18 protein-coding genes are annotated in these 18858 nt (G+C 59.8%); 15 read left to right on the top strand and 3 right to left on the bottom strand.

Annotated features, from left to right (window positions below; translation table 11 throughout):
- The first annotated feature begins 12 nt into the window (after positions 1 to 12).
- From QD461_RS12560 to QD461_RS12515, 10 genes are all read left to right on the top strand, one after another.
- The gene (locus tag QD461_RS12560) at positions 13 to 174 is read left to right on the top strand and encodes a hypothetical protein (RefSeq protein ID WP_184707729.1); all 162 of its coding nucleotides are present in this window, start codon (positions 13 to 15) and stop codon (positions 172 to 174) included.
- A 48-nt stretch (positions 175 to 222) separates the two neighbouring features.
- The gene (kdpB, locus tag QD461_RS12555; protein ID WP_414088066.1) at positions 223 to 2310 is read left to right on the top strand and encodes a potassium-transporting ATPase subunit KdpB; all 2088 of its coding nucleotides are present in this window, start codon (positions 223 to 225) and stop codon (positions 2308 to 2310) included.
- Between the two features lie 11 nt (positions 2311 to 2321).
- Positions 2322 to 2927, top strand: a complete 606-nt coding sequence (locus QD461_RS12550) for a K(+)-transporting ATPase subunit C (protein WP_414088065.1) — start codon at positions 2322 to 2324, stop codon at positions 2925 to 2927.
- Between the two features lie 59 nt (positions 2928 to 2986).
- On the top strand, positions 2987 to 5698 hold the full coding sequence (locus tag QD461_RS12545) for a DUF4118 domain-containing protein (protein WP_414088064.1): 2712 nt from the start codon (positions 2987 to 2989) through the stop codon (positions 5696 to 5698).
- Complete coding sequence (locus tag QD461_RS12540; RefSeq protein WP_184707738.1) at positions 5695 to 6387, top strand: response regulator transcription factor; 693 nt, start codon at positions 5695 to 5697, stop codon at positions 6385 to 6387. The genes QD461_RS12545 and QD461_RS12540 overlap by 4 nt, the downstream gene beginning before the upstream one ends.
- A gap of 101 nt (positions 6388 to 6488) precedes the next feature.
- Positions 6489 to 6932, top strand: coding sequence for a PTS sugar transporter subunit IIA (locus QD461_RS12535; RefSeq protein ID WP_184707740.1), 444 nt, complete (start codon positions 6489 to 6491; stop codon positions 6930 to 6932).
- 171 nt (positions 6933 to 7103) lie between these two features.
- Entirely contained in the window at positions 7104 to 8132 is a 1029-nt protein-coding gene (locus tag QD461_RS12530; protein ID WP_184707742.1) for a sulfate ABC transporter substrate-binding protein, read from the top strand.
- 6 nt (positions 8133 to 8138) lie between these two features.
- Positions 8139 to 8996 (top strand): sulfate ABC transporter permease subunit CysT, encoded by an 858-nt coding sequence (cysT, locus tag QD461_RS12525; RefSeq protein WP_414088063.1) that lies wholly within the window; start codon positions 8139 to 8141, stop codon positions 8994 to 8996.
- Entirely contained in the window at positions 8986 to 9858 is an 873-nt protein-coding gene (cysW, locus tag QD461_RS12520; protein WP_414088062.1) for a sulfate ABC transporter permease subunit CysW, read from the top strand. Before cysT ends, cysW begins: the two co-directional genes overlap by 11 nt.
- Positions 9859 to 9869: 11 nt before the next feature.
- Entirely contained in the window at positions 9870 to 10916 is a 1047-nt protein-coding gene (locus QD461_RS12515) for a sulfate/molybdate ABC transporter ATP-binding protein (RefSeq protein WP_184707748.1), read from the top strand.
- 34 nt (positions 10917 to 10950) lie between these two features.
- Here the strand turns inward: QD461_RS12515 and QD461_RS12510 are convergent, their stop codons facing one another.
- Positions 10951 to 11748: an NAD-dependent epimerase/dehydratase family protein gene (locus QD461_RS12510; protein ID WP_184707750.1), complete on the bottom strand. Its 798-nt coding sequence runs from the start codon at positions 11746 to 11748 to the stop codon at positions 10951 to 10953.
- A 102-nt stretch (positions 11749 to 11850) separates the two neighbouring features.
- Here QD461_RS12510 and QD461_RS12505 point away from each other — a divergent pair, with 102 nt between their 5' ends.
- The 3 genes from QD461_RS12505 to QD461_RS12495 all read left to right on the top strand — a co-directional run bounded on the left by QD461_RS12505 (position 11851) and on the right by QD461_RS12495 (position 15229).
- Positions 11851 to 12597, top strand: coding sequence for a FadR/GntR family transcriptional regulator (locus QD461_RS12505; RefSeq protein ID WP_414088061.1), 747 nt, complete (start codon positions 11851 to 11853; stop codon positions 12595 to 12597).
- 221 nt (positions 12598 to 12818) lie between these two features.
- Positions 12819 to 14006 carry an MFS transporter gene (locus tag QD461_RS12500; RefSeq protein WP_414088060.1) on the top strand — a complete coding sequence of 396 codons (1188 nt, stop codon included), beginning with the start codon at positions 12819 to 12821 and terminating at the stop codon, positions 14004 to 14006.
- 467 nt (positions 14007 to 14473) lie between these two features.
- Positions 14474 to 15229 (top strand): SDR family oxidoreductase, encoded by a 756-nt coding sequence (locus QD461_RS12495; protein ID WP_414088059.1) that lies wholly within the window; start codon positions 14474 to 14476, stop codon positions 15227 to 15229.
- A 65-nt stretch (positions 15230 to 15294) separates the two neighbouring features.
- On the opposite strand, the gene QD461_RS12490 is transcribed toward QD461_RS12495, so the two are convergent.
- Both QD461_RS12490 and QD461_RS12485 read right to left on the bottom strand, forming a co-directional pair.
- On the bottom strand, positions 15295 to 16140 hold the full coding sequence (locus tag QD461_RS12490; RefSeq protein WP_414088058.1) for an endonuclease/exonuclease/phosphatase family protein: 846 nt from the start codon (positions 16138 to 16140) through the stop codon (positions 15295 to 15297).
- Between the two features lie 123 nt (positions 16141 to 16263).
- A complete protein-coding gene (locus QD461_RS12485) occupies positions 16264 to 17727 on the bottom strand; it encodes a phospholipase D-like domain-containing protein (RefSeq protein ID WP_414088057.1) in 1464 nt (487 codons plus the stop codon).
- 349 nt (positions 17728 to 18076) lie between these two features.
- On the opposite strand from QD461_RS12485, the gene QD461_RS12480 reads away from it, so the two are divergent.
- Together QD461_RS12480 and QD461_RS12475 are read left to right on the top strand one after the other, a co-directional pair.
- A complete protein-coding gene (locus QD461_RS12480) occupies positions 18077 to 18349 on the top strand; it encodes a DUF2934 domain-containing protein (RefSeq protein WP_414088056.1) in 273 nt (90 codons plus the stop codon).
- 274 nt (positions 18350 to 18623) lie between these two features.
- Positions 18624 to 18818, top strand: a complete 195-nt coding sequence (locus tag QD461_RS12475) for a hypothetical protein (protein ID WP_414088055.1) — start codon at positions 18624 to 18626, stop codon at positions 18816 to 18818.
- Positions 18819 to 18858 lie beyond the last annotated feature (40 nt).

Here is an 18858-nt window from a genome sequence, read left to right as displayed (position 1 = left end):
GGAACGACGGCCATGAGCCAACCGCTTCTGAGCAAGCTTAGAAAAGCGATCGATCCACGCCCCTCCGACAGGGGGCGTGGTCCGACCGGAACGACCTGCGCATCCGATGCCATCCTCCTGGCGATGATCGCTCTGTTCCTCGGTCTAGTCGTTTTCGGATTTCTTATCGGCTGATCGGCAGCGTTCCGATCTGACCTTTTCCTCTTCACGCTGGAGCCTCTTATGAGCCAGTTAAAATCAGCGAGTATTCTGGATTCTCGCATCCTCGTTCCGGCGATCGGCGCTTCCTTCAAGAAGTTGAACCCGCGCACGCTTGCCAAGAACCCCGTCATGTTCGTGGTCGCCGTCGTTTCGATGCTGACGACCATCCTCTTCCTGCGCGACCTCATCACCGGCGGCGGTAATCTCGGCTTTTCACTGCAGATCAATATCTGGCTGTGGTTCACGGTATTGTTCGCCAATTTCGCCGAGGCCGTTGCCGAAGGCCGCGGCAAGGCGCAGGCGGACTCACTGCGCAAGTCGCGCACCGAAACCCAGGCGAAGCTGCTTGTCGGTAATAGCCGTACCGACTACAAGATGGTGCCCGGCACCAGCCTGAAGGTCGGCGACGTCGTGCTGGTCGAAGCCGGGGACATCATCCCCTCGGACGGCGAGGTCATCGAAGGCGTCGCTTCCGTCAACGAAGCCGCAATCACGGGCGAATCCGCGCCTGTCATCCGAGAATCGGGTGGTGACCGCTCGGCCGTAACGGGCGGTACGCAGGTCCTGTCGGATGAGATCCGCGTGCGCATCACTGCCGCCGCTGGCTCGACCTTCATCGACCGTATGATCGCGCTGGTGGAAGGTGCCGAGCGTCAGAAGACGCCGAACGAGATCGCGCTCAACATCCTGCTGGCCGGCATGACGCTGATCTTCGTACTTGCTACAGTCACCATCCCGAGCTTTGCCGCCTATGCTGGCGGTTCGATCCAGACCGTCGTGCTTGTCGCCCTATTCGTGACGCTGATCCCGACCACCATCGGTGCATTGCTGTCGGCGATCGGTATTGCCGGTATGGACCGTCTGGTCCGCTTCAATGTGCTTGCCATGTCCGGTCGCGCCGTCGAGGCCGCTGGCGACGTCGACACCTTGCTGCTCGACAAGACCGGCACGATCACCCTCGGCAATCGCCAGGCAACGGCTTTCCGCCCGGTTCGAGGCGTCAGCGAGCAGGATCTGGCCGATGCAGCGCAGCTTGCCTCGCTTGCCGACGAAACGCCTGAGGGACGCTCGATCGTCGTGCTTGCCAAGGAGAAATATGCCATCCGTGGCCGTGACATGACGAGCCTGAAGGCGACTTTCGTTCCCTTTACCGCTCAGACCCGCATGAGCGGTGTCGACCTTGATGGCTCGTCGATCCGCAAGGGGGCAGTCGATGCCGTGCTCGCCTATGTCGATGGCGCCGCCAATAACGGCACCGACGGTACGGCGGTCATGTCGCGCACCTCGAGCGAAATGCTGCGTGAACTGCAGGGAATCGCCGACGAGATTGCCAAGGCAGGCGGCACGCCGCTCGCCGTTGCTCGCGACGGCCGTCTGCTTGGCGTCATTCACCTCAAGGACATCATTAAGGGCGGTATCCGCGAGCGTTTTGCCGAGCTGCGCCGCATGGGTATCCGCACGGTCATGATCACGGGCGACAATCCGCTGACCGCCGCAGCCATTGCAGCGGAAGCCGGCGTCGACGACTTCCTTGCTCAGGCGACCCCGGAAATGAAGCTGGCGCTGATGCGCGAGGAGCAGTCCAAGGGCAAGCTCGTTGCCATGTGCGGCGACGGCACCAACGATGCTCCGGCACTTGCCCAGGCCGATGTCGGCGTGGCCATGAACACGGGTACCGTTGCCGCCCGCGAGGCCGGCAACATGGTGGATCTCGACAGCGACCCGACAAAGCTGATCGAGATCGTCGAAATTGGCAAGCAGTTGCTGATGACCCGCGGCGCGTTAACCACCTTCTCGATCGCCAACGACATCGCGAAATACTTCGCCATCATTCCCGCGATGTTCATTGCCTTCTATCCGCAGCTGAAGATGCTGAACATCATGGGGCTTGCGACGCCGCAGAGTGCCATTCTCTCGGCTATCATCTTCAATGCTCTGATCATCGTTGCGCTGATCCCGCTGTCGCTGAAGGGCGTCCGCTATCGTCCGATCGGTGCCGGCGCGTTGCTGAGCCGCAACCTGCTGATTTACGGCCTCGGCGGCATCATCGTTCCCTTCATCGGCATCAAGGCCATTGATCTGGCGATCAACGCCATCGGCCTCGCCTAAGGAGTTCCCTCATGTTGAAACAAATCAGACCCGCCATCGTCATGGTCGTTGCTACGACCGTCCTGACCGGCCTTGCTTATCCGCTCGCCATGACGGGCGCCGCCCAGGCTCTCTTCCCCCATCAGGCTAATGGCAGCCTGGTGGAAAAGGATGGCAAGGTCGTAGGCTCCAGCCTCATCGGCCAGAACTTCGCTACCGATGGGTATTTCCATGGCCGCCCTTCGGCCACGACTGGCACCGACCCGAATGATACGTCCAAGACGATTTCGGCGCCCTACAATGCGGCGAATTCGGGTGGCTCCAATCTCGGTCCGACCAATTCGAGCTTGATAACCCGCATCAAGGGTGATGCCGCGACGCTGCAGGCGCAGAACCCCAACCTGCCGGTTCCGATGGATATGGTGACGACTTCCGGCAGTGGCCTTGACCCGGACATCTCGCCGGATGCCGCCTATTTCCAGATCCCGCGTGTGGCCAAGGCGCGCAACATGGATGAGGCCAAGCTCAAGGCGATTGTCGATGCCGCCGTCGAATCCCGGGAGTTCGGCGTCCTGGGTGAGCCGGTCGTCAACGTGCTGGCATTGAACCAAGCCCTCGATGCTTCTATGAAACAGTAAGTTGAGTAGGTTGAGACGGTTTGCGCCGTCTCAACCTCGTCATGAAAGACGTCCCACCGATGGCAGATGACAGCCGCGACATGACAAGCAGGCCTTCGCCTGACGCGCTTTTGGAAAAAGCAAAGGCCGAGGCACGCGGACGGCTGAAAATCTTTCTAGGTGCAGCGCCCGGCGTCGGTAAAACCTATGAAATGCTGCTTTCCGGCAGAGCAAAGATTACGGATGGCGTGGACGTGGTCGTCGGTGTGGTCGAGACCCACGGCCGGCGCGAAACGCAGGCTCTGCTAGACGGTTTCGAAATCATCCCGCGCGTCGAGGTCGACTACAAGGGCAGGGCGCTCGAGGAGATGGATCTCGACGCCATCCTGAGACGCCGGCCCGGATTGGTGCTGGTCGACGAACTCGCGCACACGAATGCGCATGGCAGCCGCCATCCCAAGCGCTATCTCGATGTCAAAGAGCTCCTGGAGCGCGGCATCGATGTTTATACGACGCTGAATATCCAGCATGTCGAAAGCCTGAACGACGTCGTATCGCAGATCACGCGTATCCGCGTCAGGGAAACGGTGCCCGATTCGATCATCGATCTTGCCGATGACGTCGAGATTATTGATCTGACGCCGGACGACCTCATCAAGCGCCTGCATGATGGCAAGGTCTATGTGTCGAAGACCGCCGAGCGGGCGCTGACCAACTATTTCACGCCGGGCAATCTGACGGCGCTGCGCGAATTGGCGCTGAGGCGCACGGCGCAGCGCGTCGACGATCAGCTTTTGACGCATATGCAGGCCCATGCCATTTCCGGGCCTTGGGCCGCGGGCGAGCGCGTGCTGGTCTCCATCGACCATCACCCACGCTCCGCCTCGCTGGTGCGTTATGCCGCGCGCATGGCGTCACGTCTGCGCGCGCCCTGGGCCGCCGTCTATGTCGAGACCAATCGCTCGATCAGCCTCACGGAAGCGCAGCGCGATACGATTGCTGCAACACTGAGGCTCGCCGAGCAGCTCGGAGGCGAGGCCATAACCCTTCCGGGCCGCGAGGTGGCGGAGGAACTGCTTCGCCATTCGGCCAGCAACAACGTGACCCATATCGTCATCGGCTCGCCGAAGATCGGGTCGTGGCGCGACTGGTCGCGGCGTTCGGTTTCCTACGATCTCATCCGCAAGGCCGGCGACATCAGCGTGCATGTCATTTCCGGCAGCGAGGTCGATGGACCGGCGGCCAATCGTGGTGTCAAAGTCGCGCCTTCGCCGTCTCCTTTCCAGTTGCGCGGCTATGCTCTGGCAACGCTGTATGTCGCCATCGCGCTGGGCTTCTGCGTCATCCTCGATCAGGTCCTGGACGTGCGCAATCTGGCGCTGGTTTTCCTGATGGCGGTCCTTGCCAGCGCCGTGACACAGGGTCTGCGCCCGGCGCTCTATTCCTGTATTCTTGGTGCTCTTGCCTTCAATTTTTTCTTCCTGACGCCGCGCTACACGCTGACGATCAGTGATCCGGAAAGCGTGCTGGCTTTCTTCTTCTTCCTCGGCGTCGCGATTATCGCCAGTAACCTGACGGCAACGGTGCAGCGGCAGGCCTTTGCCGCGCGTCAGCGTGCTCGAACAACCGAAGACCTCTATCTGTTTTCCAAGAAGCTCGCCGGCACCGGCACGCTCGATGATGTCTTGTGGGCAACTGCCTTCCAACTCGCCTCGATGTTGAAGCTGCGCGTCGTTCTGCTTTTGCCGGAGCACGGCACGATCGCCGTCAGGGCCGGCTATCCGCCTGACGATACGCTCGACGATGCCGATATCGCCGCGGCGCGCTGGGCCTGGGAGCACAATCATGCCGCCGGTCGCGGTGCCGATACCCTGCCGGGTGCCAAGCGCCTGTACGTGCCCCTGCGCACTGGCCGCACCGCCGTCGGCGTTATCGGTCTCGACAGCGACCGCCGCGAAGGCCCGCTTCTGACGCCGGAGCAGCAGCGGCTTCTCGACGCTCTTGCAGATCAAGCGGCGCTCGCCATCGAGCGCGTGCAATTGGTGGCGGATGTCGACCGAGCCAAGCTGGCCGTCGAGGCGGACCGGTTGCGCTCGGCGCTGCTGACCTCCATTTCCCATGACCTGAAGACGCCGCTCGCAGCAATCATGGGGGCTGCGGGCACACTGCGGGACTATCTGGAAACGCTGCCGCATGAGGATCGTGTCGATCTTCTGTCGACGGTTATCGATGAATCCGAACGGCTCAACCGTTTCATTGTCAACCTGCTCGACATGACCAAGATCGAGTCCGGTGCGATGGAGCCGAATTATGCGTTGCATTATGGCGGTGATATTGTCGGCAGTGCGCTGCGGCGCGCCGAAAAAATCCTCAACCGCCACCGCGCTGAGGTGCAAATTCCCGTCGACCTGCCAATGGTGAAGGTCGATCCGGTCCTTTTCGAGCAGGTTCTGTTCAATCTGCTCGACAATGCCGCCAAATATGCCCCGGATTGTTCGGCCATTCGCCTCGAAGCCTGGGCCGATATCGACAATATCGTGTTCCGCGTCATGGATGAGGGGCCCGGTATCCCGCCCGCCGATCTCGAGCGCGTTTTCGACACGTTCTACCGTGTGCGCAAGGGAGACCAGGTGAGGGCGGGCACGGGGCTTGGCCTTTCCATCTGCCGCGGCTTTGTCGAAGCTATGGGCGGCACGATTGCTGCCGGTAACCGAACGGATCGCCAAGGGGCGGTCTTTACCATCCGCATGCCAAGACCAAACGATGTCCCGAAGCTGGATGAATTGAAATGAACACGACTGCCGTCAAGATTCTCGTCGTCGATGACGAGCCGCCGATCCGCAAACTGCTGCGTGTCGGCCTCGGTGCCCAGGGCTACGTTGTCAACGAGGCCCAGAATGCCGCCACCGCCCGGGCTTCGGTCAACGAGGATCGGCCCGATCTGGTCGTTCTCGATCTCGGGCTGCCAGACAAATCCGGGCAGGATCTTTTGATCGAATGGCGTGAAGACGGGGTGCAGATACCAGTTGTTATCTTGTCGAGCCGCACCGATGAGGCCGGTATCGTCAAGGCCCTGGAAAGCGGCGCGGACGACTATATTACCAAGCCATTTGGCGTCAACGAGCTTGCGGCGCGCATTCGCGTTGCCTTGCGTCACCGCCTGCAGCAGCAGGGGGAAAAGGCGATTTTCCAGACCGGCGGTCTTTCGATCGATCTCGTCAAGCGTATCGTCAAGGTCGATGGCAGCGAGATCAAGCTGTCGCCGAAGGAGTATGACATCCTGCGCGTGCTCGCTCAGCATGCCGGCAAGGTGCTGACCCACCAATTCCTGCTGAAGCAGATCTGGGGGCCGGCGGCGGATGTGCAATATCTGCGGGTCTATGTCCGCCAGCTCCGGCAGAAGATCGAGCAGGTGCCCGATCAGCCTCACTACATCACCACCGAAACCGGCGTTGGCTATCGTCTTCGCGAACCGGAATGAGATGACGGGTTTTGGATGCTGGTCGAGCAAGGCCCGTGCTCGACCAACATCCGCGAAACTTGCGCATCATTCATCGATTTGTCCGACCCGTAAGAGCGACCATGGACCTCTCCACCATCATCCTGCCCGAGCATGTCTTCATCGGAGTGGCTGCGCCGACAAAATGGCGGGCTTTGCAGACGCTGTCCTCGAAAGCCGCGACCTGTTTCGGCCTGGACGGCGCTGCCGTATTGCGGGCGCTCGAGACGCGCGAAAAGCTCGGGACGACCGGAATAGGCAATGGCGTCGCGGTTCCGCATTCCGCGATTGCGGGCATGACGCGGCCTCGCGGTCTTCTGGCCCGTTTCGCTCAACCAGTGGATTTCGAGGCCATCGACGATATCCCGACTGAATGGGCCTTCGTGCTGCTTTTCGGGGAGGGCGGCCGCAGCGAATATCTAAACGTGCTGGCCGCGATCGCAAGACGATTGAGGATGGACGGTGTGCAGGCGCAGATGAAGCAGGCAAAGAGCGCCGACGAGCTCTATTCCATCTTTCAGGTTTGAGGCCGCCATCGGCTATGGTGTTTGCGATAATGTGCCGGTGCGGGAATGCGATTTCATTTTCTTTGATTCTATGGGATGTTGTTCTCCGAAGTTCCTGAAAACGGGAACGGTCTTCGTTACTTTATACGACCAAGTTGATAGGGTTTAGGGGCAAACGAAGGGGGTTCATCCATGCAGACGATAAGGCTTTCCCGGCTTCTCGCCACAGCAGTTCTGATCGGCAGTTTTTCGATTGCGGCCGTTGCGCCGACATGGGCGGCGGATAAGACGCTTCTGAATGTTTCCTACGATCCGACGCGCGAGCTGTACAAGGATTTCAACGCCGTCTTCGCAGCAAAGTGGAAAAAGGACACCGGCGAGACCGTCAACATCAAGGCGTCTCATGGCGGTTCCGGCGCTCAGGCCCGCTCGGTCATCGATGGTCTTGACGCCGATGTCGTGACCCTGGCGCTCGAAGGCGATATCAATGCGATCGCCAAAGCGACCAATAAGATTCCCGCCGACTGGAAGAGTAAATTCCCGAACAATTCTGTTCCTTACACCTCGACCATCGTCTTCCTGGTCCGCAAGGGTAATCCGAAGGGCATCAAGGACTGGCCGGATCTGGTCAAGGACGGTGTAGAAGTCATCACGCCTAACCCGAAGACGTCGGGCGGTGCCCGCTGGAACATTCTGGCGGCATGGGCCTGGGCCAAGCAGGCCAATGGTGGCGACGATGCCAAGGCGCAGGACTACGTGTCCAAGCTTCTGAAACATGTCCCGGTTCTCGATGCCGGCGCGCGCGGCGCAACGACGACCTTTGTGCAGCGCGGCCTCGGCGATGTGCTGCTCGCCTGGGAAAACGAAGCCTATCTGTCGCTCGACGAACTTGGCCCCGATAAATTCGAGATCGTGACCCCATCCGTTTCCATCCGCGCCGATCCTCCCGTGGCCGTCGTCGATGGCAATGTCGACAAGAAGGGCACCCGCAAGATCGCGGAAGCCTATTTGAACTATCTCTACTCGGACGAAGGTCAGAAGATCGCCGCCAAGCACTATTACCGGCCGACCAAGCCGGAAGCGGCCGATCCTAAGGATATCGCACGGTTCCCGGCTTTGAAGCTGGCGACGATTGACGATTTCGGTGGATGGAGCCAAGCTCAGCCGAAGTTCTTCGACGACGGTGGTGTCTTCGATCAGATCTACAAGCCGGGGCAATAAGACTGAATGCATTCCATAACCCGCAAACGGTGGCGGTTTCGGCAGCCGAGTGTCATTCCGGGCTTCGGATTGGCGCTCGGCGTTACCTTGGCTTGGCTCATCTTCATCGTCCTCATTCCGCTGTCGGGATTGCTGTGGAAGAGCAGCGCTCTCGGCTGGTCGAAGTTTTGGGCACTGGCTCTTGATGTCCGCACGCTTTATGCGCTGCGAATGAGCTTTGGTGGCGCTTTCGTCGCTGCGCTCGTCAACGCCGTGCTTGGTCTCATCCTGGCCTGGGTGCTGGTGCGCTACCGCTTTCCCGGCAAGCGCATTCTCGACGCTATGGTCGATTTGCCCTTTGCCCTGCCGACGGCAGTCGCCGGTATCGCACTGACGACGCTCTATGCGCCGAATGGCTGGATCGGCCAGTTTCTGACGCCACTCGGCATAAGGATCGCTTTCACGCCGATCGGTATCATCATCGCGCTGATTTTCGTTGGACTGCCTTTCGTGGTGCGAACGGCACAGCCCGTCATGGAGGAAATCGACCGCGAAGTGGAGGAGGCTGCTGCGACCCTGGGTGCAAGCCGTTTCCAGACGATTACGCGGGTGCTGCTGCCGGGGCTTGCGCCTGCCGCGCTCACTGGTTTTGCGCTTGCCTTTGCGCGTGCCGCCGGCGAGTACGGATCAGTCATCTTCATTGCCGGCAACAAGCCCTATGTCTCGGAGATCGCTCCGCTGCTGATCGTCATCCGCCTCGAGGAGTACAATTATGCGGCGGCAACGGCGATCGCGACGTTGATGCTGCTTATCTCCTTCACCATGCTTCTGATCATCAATCTCATTCAGTCCTGGAGCAGAAGGAGGTATGGCTATGGCGCATGATCTTTCTGGCATTTCCACGGTAGAACATTCCGTCATCACCGAAAGCCGGGTCGCACGCATCGTTTTCGTGCTGATTTCGCTCATTTTTCTGACGCTTATGGTGCTTTTGCCCCTGGCGGCAGTATTCGTCGAAGCCTTTCGCAAGGGCATTGGGACCTTCTTCGAAGCTCTGGTCGACGAGGAGACTTTTGCTGCCATCCGGCTGACTTTGATCGTTGCCGGCATCAGCGTGCCGCTGAACCTTATCTGTGGTGTTGCAGCCGCCTGGGTGATCGCCAAATTCGAGTTCAAGGGCAAGGCTTTCCTCACGACCCTGATCGATCTACCGTTCTCGGTCTCTCCCGTCATTTCCGGCCTGGTGTTCGTGCTGCTTTTCAGCTCCAACAGCGTGCTCGGGCCATGGCTGCAAAGCCACGGCTTGCAGGTTTTGTTCGCGGTTCCCGGCCTCGTCCTCGCAACGATGTTCGTGACTTTCCCCTTCGTGGCGCGCGAATTGATCCCTTTAATGCAGGAACAGGGTAGCGCCGACGAAGAGGCCGCCCTCTCGCTCGGTGCCAATGGTTGGCAGACCTTCTGGTATGTCACCCTGCCGAATATCAAATGGGGCCTGCTCTATGGCGTGTTGCTCTGCAATGCCCGTGCCATGGGCGAATTCGGTGCCGTTTCGGTCGTTTCGGGTCACATTCGCGGCGAAACCAACACCATGCCGCTGCAGGTCGAGATCCTCTACAACGAATATAATTTCTCAGGGGCTTTTGCCGTTGCCACGCTTCTGGCCCTGCTTGCCCTTGTCACACTATTGCTGAAGACGCTGCTGGAAATGCGCTATAGCGAAGAGATCGCAGCCAGCCGGCGTCACTGAAGGAATTCTTGATGGAAGTTCGCGTTCAAAACCTGCGTAAGGAATTCGGTCGCTTTCCCGCATTGCATGACGTGTCCCTGGATATTCGCTCGAGCGAGCTGATTGCGCTCCTCGGTCCGTCTGGCTCTGGCAAGACGACGCTTCTGCGCCTGATCGCCGGACTGGAAACGCCGACGGAGGGCAAGATCTTCTTCGGTGAGGATGATGCCTCGCGAAAGACCGTGCAGCAGAGAAATATCGGCTTTGTGTTTCAGCATTATGCGCTCTTCCGGCACATGACCGTCTTGGACAACATCTCTTTCGGCCTGAAGGTGCGCTCGGCATCGCGTCGTCCACCGCGCGAGGAAATTCGTCGGCGCGCGCTGGAATTGCTGGAACTCGTGCAGCTGAACGGTTTGGAAAAGCGCTACCCGGCGCAGCTCTCCGGCGGTCAGCGTCAGCGCGTGGCACTGGCACGCGCCATGGCAGTCGAGCCGAATGTTCTGCTGTTGGACGAGCCGTTCGGCGCGCTCGATGCACAGGTACGCAAGGATTTGCGCAAGTGGCTGCGGGAAATCCATGATCGGACCGGTCACACCACGGTTTTCGTCACGCATGACCAGGAGGAAGCGCTCGAGCTTGCCGATCGCGTCGTCGTGCTCAACAAGGGAGCCATCGAGCAGGTCGGCACTCCGGACGAAATCTACGACACGCCGAATTCTCCGTTTGTCTACGGTTTCATCGGTCAATCCAATCGCGTCAAGGTACGCATTGCCAGCGGCGAGATATGGTTCGAAGACAGGCCGTTGGGGCTGAGCACGCCGCACGAGCCGGATGGCGAGGCCCATCTCTATTTCCGGCCGCACGACATAGAGTTACAGGAAGGCGACGGCGGCTCCATCGCCGGTCTGCTCATCGCCAGCCGGCGCGTCGCCGGTACGCGACATCTCGAAATCGATATCGGCGCCAGCCATGACAATATCGAAATCGAGCTGCCGCCGAACAAGGCGGACGCGCTCGATCGCAACCGCGTTGCTTTCAGACCGACCCGCTGGACCTTGTTCCGTAGCGTCACCTGAAACCGGTCTTTGTTGTCGAGGCGAGTTTGGCCGATCAGTCTTCCGGGTGACCAGCGGATGCGAAGCCGCCGCCCTGATAAATGACCGCCGGATCGTTCGGATCGTCCTGCGGTGTTTTCGACAGAATTTCAGCTCGCCAATGGGCGGCGTTATCCTTTGGTCTCCAGCCAAGGAAGGCGGCATTGCTGTTGTCCCACCATTGCTCGTCATTGTCGGAAACGCCGTAAATGACCGTGTGCCCAAGACGCGGCGCGTCGAAGGCACAGCCGCAGAGGGACAGAAAGTCCCGCACACTGAACCAGGTCGCCAGCATGCGCGTATTGCGTGGTTCCGGAAAGCAGGAGCCGATGCGGACTGACAACGTCTCCTGGCCGAACTTGTCGAAGTAGAGGCTGGCGACAGCCTCGCCGAAGACCTTCGAGACACCATAAAGCGAATCCGGCCGCGTCGGCACCTTGTTGTCGATGCGCTCGTCGCGCCGATAGAAGCCGATCGTGTGGTTCGAGCTCGCAAAGACGATGCGCGGTCTACCGGCAGCGCGCGCCGCTTCATAGAGATTGTATAGTCCGACGATGTTGCCTTGCACGATCAAATCGAAGGGCTTTTCCACGGAGATCCCGCCGAGATGGATGATGCCATCGACTCCTGTGACGAGAGCGTTGACGCCATCGCGATCAGCGAGGTCACAGGCGACGAAACGCTCACTCGGCCTCAGGTCACGTATCGGTGTGAGATCGGACAGGATGACGTTTTCGGCAATTTGCGACAGAAGCGGTCTGAGCGCCTGGCCCACGCCGCCGGCCGCGCCCGTAAGCAATAGTGTTTGCAACATGATTGTCTCCCGATCGATGTCGTTGCGAACAAGTTATAATATGTCCTTTCCGCAGTCATCATACATCTGTAGAATTGGCCGGCGAAATTTAGGAGGAACGAGATGCGGCGTGAGGGTATGATCGCGCGCAAAGAGGGCGACGCGCAGCCTCCCGGCAAACGCAACCTCGTAGACTATGTCGCTCAGCAATTGCGCCAGGATATTCTCGACGGCGCATCGCCAGCCGGTAAGAGGCTGCCGAGCGAAGGGGGATTGACCGAACGCTACAAGGTCAGCCGCACCGTCATTCGCGAGGCGATCGCGTCGTTGCGCGCCGACGGTCTTGTCGAAGTGCGGCACGGTGTCGGTGTCTTTGTAAGTGCGGTGCAGCCGTTTCCCTTGGCAGAGCTGATGGCGACCGACCCCGCCCGGATTTCCTCGATTATCGAGATGCTGGAACTGCGTACCGCGGTCGAGACGGAGGCGGCGGGGATTGCGGCCATTCGCCGCTCGCCGGCCCAGGAGGAGGCCATCCTTGAGCGCTGCAAGGATATCGATCGTGCCTTGCGTGCTGGCGCCGCCACATCCGACGCCGATTTTGCCTTTCACATGGCCATAGCGGATGCAACCAATAATCCGCGTTTCAAGGAGTTTCTGGAACTGAGCGGCAGGAAGATGATACCGCGCTCCCTCCTGCTCGATCACCGCGATGAAGACGCCGACGCAGACTACATCATGCAAATTCAGGTCGAACATCGCCAGATCGCCGAGGCGATTTCTGACCGGGACGAGGATGTCGCCAGGGCTGCGATGCGGCGGCATCTCATGGGCAGCCAGCAGCGTTATCGCAGCTTGGTTCGCGGCACATAGCCGATGGCGCAGGTGCGTGCCTGTATAATCCTCTTGAGCCGATGAGCCTTTAGACGGCGTGCGCTGAATGCAGCCGGCAACAGCTTCCGTCTCTGAAAATTTTGCTCGCTGCACCATAGAAAGCTCTGTCGGATTGCAGCGCTGTGCTCACTTTCTCGCAAGCGACGCTTGATGTCCTTTTGGTTGTAATATAAAGAAATCCTTATGCCTTTATATGGGAGATGGACGTGCCCTTACCCCTATTTGCTTTGTTTCTCGCCGCCTTCGCGTTCGGCACTACCGAATTCGTCATTGCGGGTATTCTCCCGGATGTGGCTCACGGACTGGGTGTTTCCATTCCTTTCGCGGGTTATCTGGTTTCCGGTTATGCGCTGGGCATCGCGATTGGCGGGCCATTCCTGACGATGGCCACGCGGCAGGTTTCGCGGCGCACTATTCTTCTCGCCCTCACGACAGCCTTCTGCCTGGGCCAAGTCGCCTGCGCACTTGCTCCTAGCTTCGCCAGCATGCTGGTCTTCCGCGTTGCGACCGCCGTTGCTCATGGCGCCTATTTCGGCATTGCGATGGTGGTTGCCGTTGGTCTCGTCCCGCAGGCCTTTCGAGGTCGCGCCGTGTCCGTAATTCTCGCGGGCCTGACGGTCTCCAACATCATCGGCGTGCCCGCAGGCGCCGCGATCGGTGGCCTTTGGGGATGGCGGACGACGTTCTGGGCGATGACCGTAGTCGGCGCCCTCGCACTGGTGGCAATATGGGTGTTGATCCCGCAAACCAAGGCTGAACCGCGACAGTCCGGCCATCTGGGCAAAGAGGTCCGCGTTCTCGGCCGTCAGCAGGTTTGGACATCACTCATCATGATGCTTGCTCTGATGATCGGACAGATGGTGCCTTTCACCTACATAACGCCCCTGCTGCAAGAGGTGACGGGCCTTGATGCCATGGTCATTCCCTGGGTGTTGCTGCTCAACGGCGTCGGGGCAACGCTTGGCGTTTTCATCGGTGGGCGACTGTCCGATTGGAGGCTCATGCCGTCGCTCATTGCGCTGCTTGCCATTCAGGCCGTAACACTCTCAATCCTTTATATGGTTAGCCCCTATCCTCTGGCGATGACGGTCACGATTTTTGTCTGGGGTGCGCTCAACTTTGCTATCGGCACTCCTATTCAGGCTCGCATCCTTATGTGGACCGCGGACGCGCCGAGCCTGGCTTCTTCCCTCATTCCATCAGGATTCAACATCGGTATCGCGATTGCCGCGGTTGTCGGCGCTGCCTTGCTGGAGGGCGGATATGGCTATCGTAGCCTGCCGGTGCTCGGTGCAGTTGCGCTCATTTTGGCTTGTGTGGTCGCCATCCTCTCGGCTGCAGGTGAAAAGCGCAGCGGTGCGGTCCCCCCGAAAACGGTCCTTACGTGATTTCAATCATCCAAGGCCTCCCTCGTACAGGGGGCCTTGGATTGACAACAAGCCGGCGTCAAGCTAGACGCCGGAATACAGTTGCTCGAGTAGCATTGTCGTAGGCGTTACCGTCATCCAACGCGCCTTTGTCGAGAAGGTCCCAGCAGGGAGGTCTCGATACGAGAGGCGTTTATGGTATGACATCGTTGTTCCCATTTCCGATTATCCGCCATTTGATGGCTCCGATTGTGTTCCGCGCGTGGCGGCCGGCAGCATGCGGTTCTCGCTTGCTTTGCTCGCCTCCAAGCGCTGGGCGTCGTGGGCCGGCATGGAGCATTGCGGAAGACGACGTTTCCCATTGGCGCCGGCGCCCCCTGCGCAGCCATGTCGCTTTGTTTCGGCTTTCCTCGGAGCAATCTTACAGGCTGCCGACAGGTGCGCTCTAACCATCGGGCCGAGCCCGCACGCAACAATGGAGCAAAACTATGCGAATGACCGGCAATACGATCCTTATAACCGGCGGCACGAGCGGCATCGGCCGCGCGCTGGCCGAAGCCTTTCACGACCGCGGCAACCGCGTCATCATCACAGGGAGGCGTTTGTCTCTGCTTGAGCAGATAGCGGCAGATCGACCCGGCCTGGTGGGAATGCAGCTTGATCTCGACGATCCCAACACATTGTCCAAACTGGCAAGAGATGTGCGGGCATGCTTTCCCGAACTGAATGTCCTCATCGCCAATGCCGGTATCTCCCGCGCGGAGGACATGACGGTAGACGACTGGGATGCGGCAGACGCGCAATCTATCGTCGACACGAATATTATGGGTGTATTGCGGGTGATAGCCGCATTCCTGCCGGTGCTCAGGAGACGGGCGGGAGCGACGATCATGGCGACGAGCTCGAACCTCGCCTTCATTCCGCGCGCTGATTTCCCGACCTATTGCGCCAGCAAGGCCTTCCTGCATTCCTGGCTGCAATCGCTGCGCCATCAGCTTCGCAACATCCCTGTCGAAGTGCTGGAGCTTTCGCCGCCCTATGTGCAAACCGAGCTTACCGGTCGTCATCAGGCGATCGATCCGCGCGCCATCCCAGTCGCCGCCTATGTGGCGGAAGTCATGCAATTGCTGGAAACGGGAAACCATCCTCGGGGCGAGGTGCTGGTCGAGCGAGACCGTGCGCGGCGCTCGGCTGAACGAGAGGGGCGTTACGAGGAGGTTTTTGCCGCCATCAATGCCGCCTGAGCAAAAGGGTAGTCCAACTCTCATCGCGGCTTCCTGCGGGAGGCCGTGATGACCACAGCAAGCTTTTAAGCTTGGACTGCCTGCGACCGAACCTCGGTTTCGGTATCGGGCGGCTCGAGACTGACCACAGCCTTGATGGGCAAATGGTCGGAAGCGACGCGGGCCAATGGCGTGTCATGCACTTCGACCGCCGAGATCATGCCGCGCCGGTTTGCCATGATGCGATCGAGCGCCAACAACGGCAGCGTCGAGGGGAAGCTCGGCACCGCCGGAGGCAACGGCCCGAACGCATTCTGGAACGTATTGAGGGACGAGCGGTCGCCCAAACGCCACTCGTTGAGATCGCCAAGCAATATGGTCGGCATTTCGCGGCCGTCGGTCATAAGATCGACGATCAGTCGCGTCTGCTGGGCGCGCGAGCGGTGCAGCAGGCCGAGATGGGCGGCGATGATGCGGATGCTGCCGCCGCGCGCCAGCTCGATTTCTGCAATCAATGCGCCGCGTGGCTCGAGCCCCGGCAGCTTGATCTGGTGCACGTCGCGTACTGTGCCTTGCCTGAAGAGAACGACGTTGCCGTGCCAGCCATGCGCCTTACGGGTGCCGGCGATCGGTACCGGGGTGAGCCCGGATTCACGTTCGAGCCGGCGCAGATCGAGCAGGCCGGTACGCTCCCCGAAGCGTGTATCCGCCTCCTGCAAACCGATGACGTCGGCATCTATTTCATGAATGACCCGGCTGATTCTCTCAGGGTCGAAGCGGCGGTCGGCGCCAACGCATTTATGGACGTTGTATGAGGCGATCAGTGTACCTTGAGGACGCTCAGGCTGACCTGCCGGCCTGGGAAGCGACTTCTTTCGGTTCTTCAGGCTTTCCAGAATGCTCGCACGGAGACTTTCTTTGTTTTTTCTCATCTTTCCGTCGACCGTTCCCTGATCAGACCATGTCGGGCATATCAGCCAGAGTATAGGAACCGATGGTTGGCCTTGTCATGTAAAAAGGCTGCAACAGGGACAGTTTGTCTCTACGCTTTGCTGTCAGAGATAGGGCGAGCCGAGCCAAAGTACCTTCTCGATCAGCCTGACGACGAAGGGGCGCGCCCGCAATTTCTCAAGATCGACCGGCTGTGCAGTCTCCAGGATCGCGCCGATATGGGCATCGATCGTGCCGGCAAAACCGCGATCGAGCACTTCCAGATCAACCTCGAAGTTCAAGCGCAGGGATCGCGGATCGAGATTGGACGAGCCGACACAGGCCCAGATTCCGTCGATAGCCAGAAGCTTGGAATGGTTGAACGGACCCTCGGCACGCCAGATGCGACAGTAATTCTTCAGCATCTGGTCGAATTGCGCTGTCATGGCGCGGTCCACCAGCACGAGATTGTTGGCCGTCGGCACGACGATGTCGACCTCTACGCCGCGTCTTGCCGCCGTGACGAGCGCGCTGATCAATTCCCGATCCGGCAGGAAATAGGGCGACATGATGCGGATCGTCTTATGCGCCACCGACAGTGCGCCGATGAGCATCTTGTGGTTGGTCTCGAGGCTTCGGTCAGGCCCCGAGGCGACGACGCGCATGAAGACAGGCGCTCCTGGCTCGTTGGTGGGGACTGCAATCCGCCATTCGTCGCTGTCCAGAGCTTCGCCTGTGGTGAAGCGCCAGTCCTCGGCAGCGGTGTTGAAGAGGTCGGCAACCGCCGGACCTGTCACGCAGAAATGCATGTCGCGTGCGCTGTGTTCATGGGCGAACTCGCGCGTGAATCCCTGGCGTATATTCATGCCGCCAGTAAACGCGATGCGCCCGTCGATGCTCAGAATCTTGCGGTGAGTGCGCAGATTGGCATAGGGCAATCTCAGTCCGATGATGACGTTGCCGTTGAAGACGTCGACATCGACGCCGCCCTGGCTGAGATAGCCCATGATGCTCGGCACCGAATAACGCGCGCCGACCGCATCTATCAGGACGCGCACGCTGACGCCGCGTTTGGCAGCTGCGATCAGCGCATCGGCGATCCGCAAGCCGATGGGGTCGCGGTCGAATATATAGGTCTCCATCAGAATGGCGCGTTCGGCGCCGTCGATCGCGGCTTTCATGGCAGCATAGGCGACATCGCCGCTTGTCAGCATTTCGATGGTGTTGCCCGTGCTCATGGTATAGCGCACGACACGGTCGCCAAGCGTTTTCATCGAGCCGAAACGATCGCCGAAAAGCCGCCGCACCTGATCGTCCTCGGCGTCGAAACTGGCCAGCTTGCCGATGGTGTTCTCGCGAAAGAGCGCGTCGCGCTGTGAGCCGAGAGAGGCTCGACGAATGCGGTTGATGCCTGCTACGGCATAGAGCAGCGCGCCAACGATAGGCGACAGGATGACGACGCCGACCCAGCCGATCGCGGCACGGACATCCTCTTTGGTCATGGCGGCGTGGATCGCGGCAGCCGCTCCCATGGTGATGGAGAGGACGGCAAGGATTTGGCCCCAATGGGCAGCCACAAGGTCGATCATGGCGCGAGTATATCCACGACCGCAAAAGCTGCAATCAGCCGCCTTGCGATCTTTGATAGATGGATGTTTTCGGTGCGAAAGCAGACCTTATTAGATATTTTTAATTGAACGGCGTGTTTGTCGCGCTCATAGTGTCGAGGTTCGGCCGCTTCGCTACCGTCCCCCACGGTAATTTGTGTTCTTAGTGTGAAGCGCCACTGCGGTTCGAGAGCCGGGACTCGCGAAATCGCCCCATGACCCAACGACATGCATGGGGTCCTGGCTGCTCGGGGGGAGGTATGAAAGCCCGCGTTTCAAGAACGGGCATCGATCACCAACCATGTTCATTGATGCGAACGGAGAACAGCAGATGTTGGAATCTCGGGACGAATGGATCAAGAAACGTGCATATGCGATCTGGGAGGAGGAAGGTTATCCGACCGGGCGTGACGTTACGCACTGGCAGCAGGCAAGCAGCGAGCGCATCGCTCTGGAAAAAAGCGTCGGCAAGGAAAGCAAGCTCGGCGCGAAATCCAAGGCGAAGCGCAAGCCCACGGTCGCTGTGGCTGCCGTCGTCGAAGAGGCGGCGGACAAGCCTACCGCGAGGCGGACCCCGAAGAAGGCTGTCAAAGCCAAGGCCTGATGCACGTGCTGCCCCGTGAGTGCGGCGGAGGCGAGGGCGGCTCGATGATGAGCGTCGAGCCGCTCGTTTCTTGACAGTTGTCATCGAGATATTGGCAATGATTTCGGTGGCTTGGCCGCGAGGCATGGAATAATTGTCACACATCGGTGCTATAGGAGGGGTCAGGGAGCCCCGCCATGCGTACTAGCTATATCGATGATCTGTTTGTTGTTGTGTCGACGATCGTTGCAGCGTGCCGTTCTTACAGTTGCGTAGACCGGGCAGGGGGGACGCAATGACTTCTCTTCTCGCACTTGCCGCACTTTATCTCATGGCGGCATTGATCCTTATTCTGATCATCGATCGCTCCGTCGGGATGTTCTTTCCCGCGTCGGCCAAGCAGCGTGGCGCGCCTCGTAGCGACCGTCGCACGTTGTTTGGCGCAATCAATCGCGCGTCTCCCAGCCGGGTATCGGAACCTTTTCCGTGACGACGGGTTGGTCTTTCATCCGAAACTAGGGAGAAAGATC

This window comes from Rhizobium sp. BR 314 (genome assembly GCF_047445805.1).
Classification (GTDB): domain Bacteria; phylum Pseudomonadota; class Alphaproteobacteria; order Rhizobiales; family Rhizobiaceae; genus Rhizobium; species Rhizobium lusitanum_B.
Note: the sequence above shows the minus strand (reverse complement) of the source record. Positions and strands in the feature narration are given on the sequence as shown.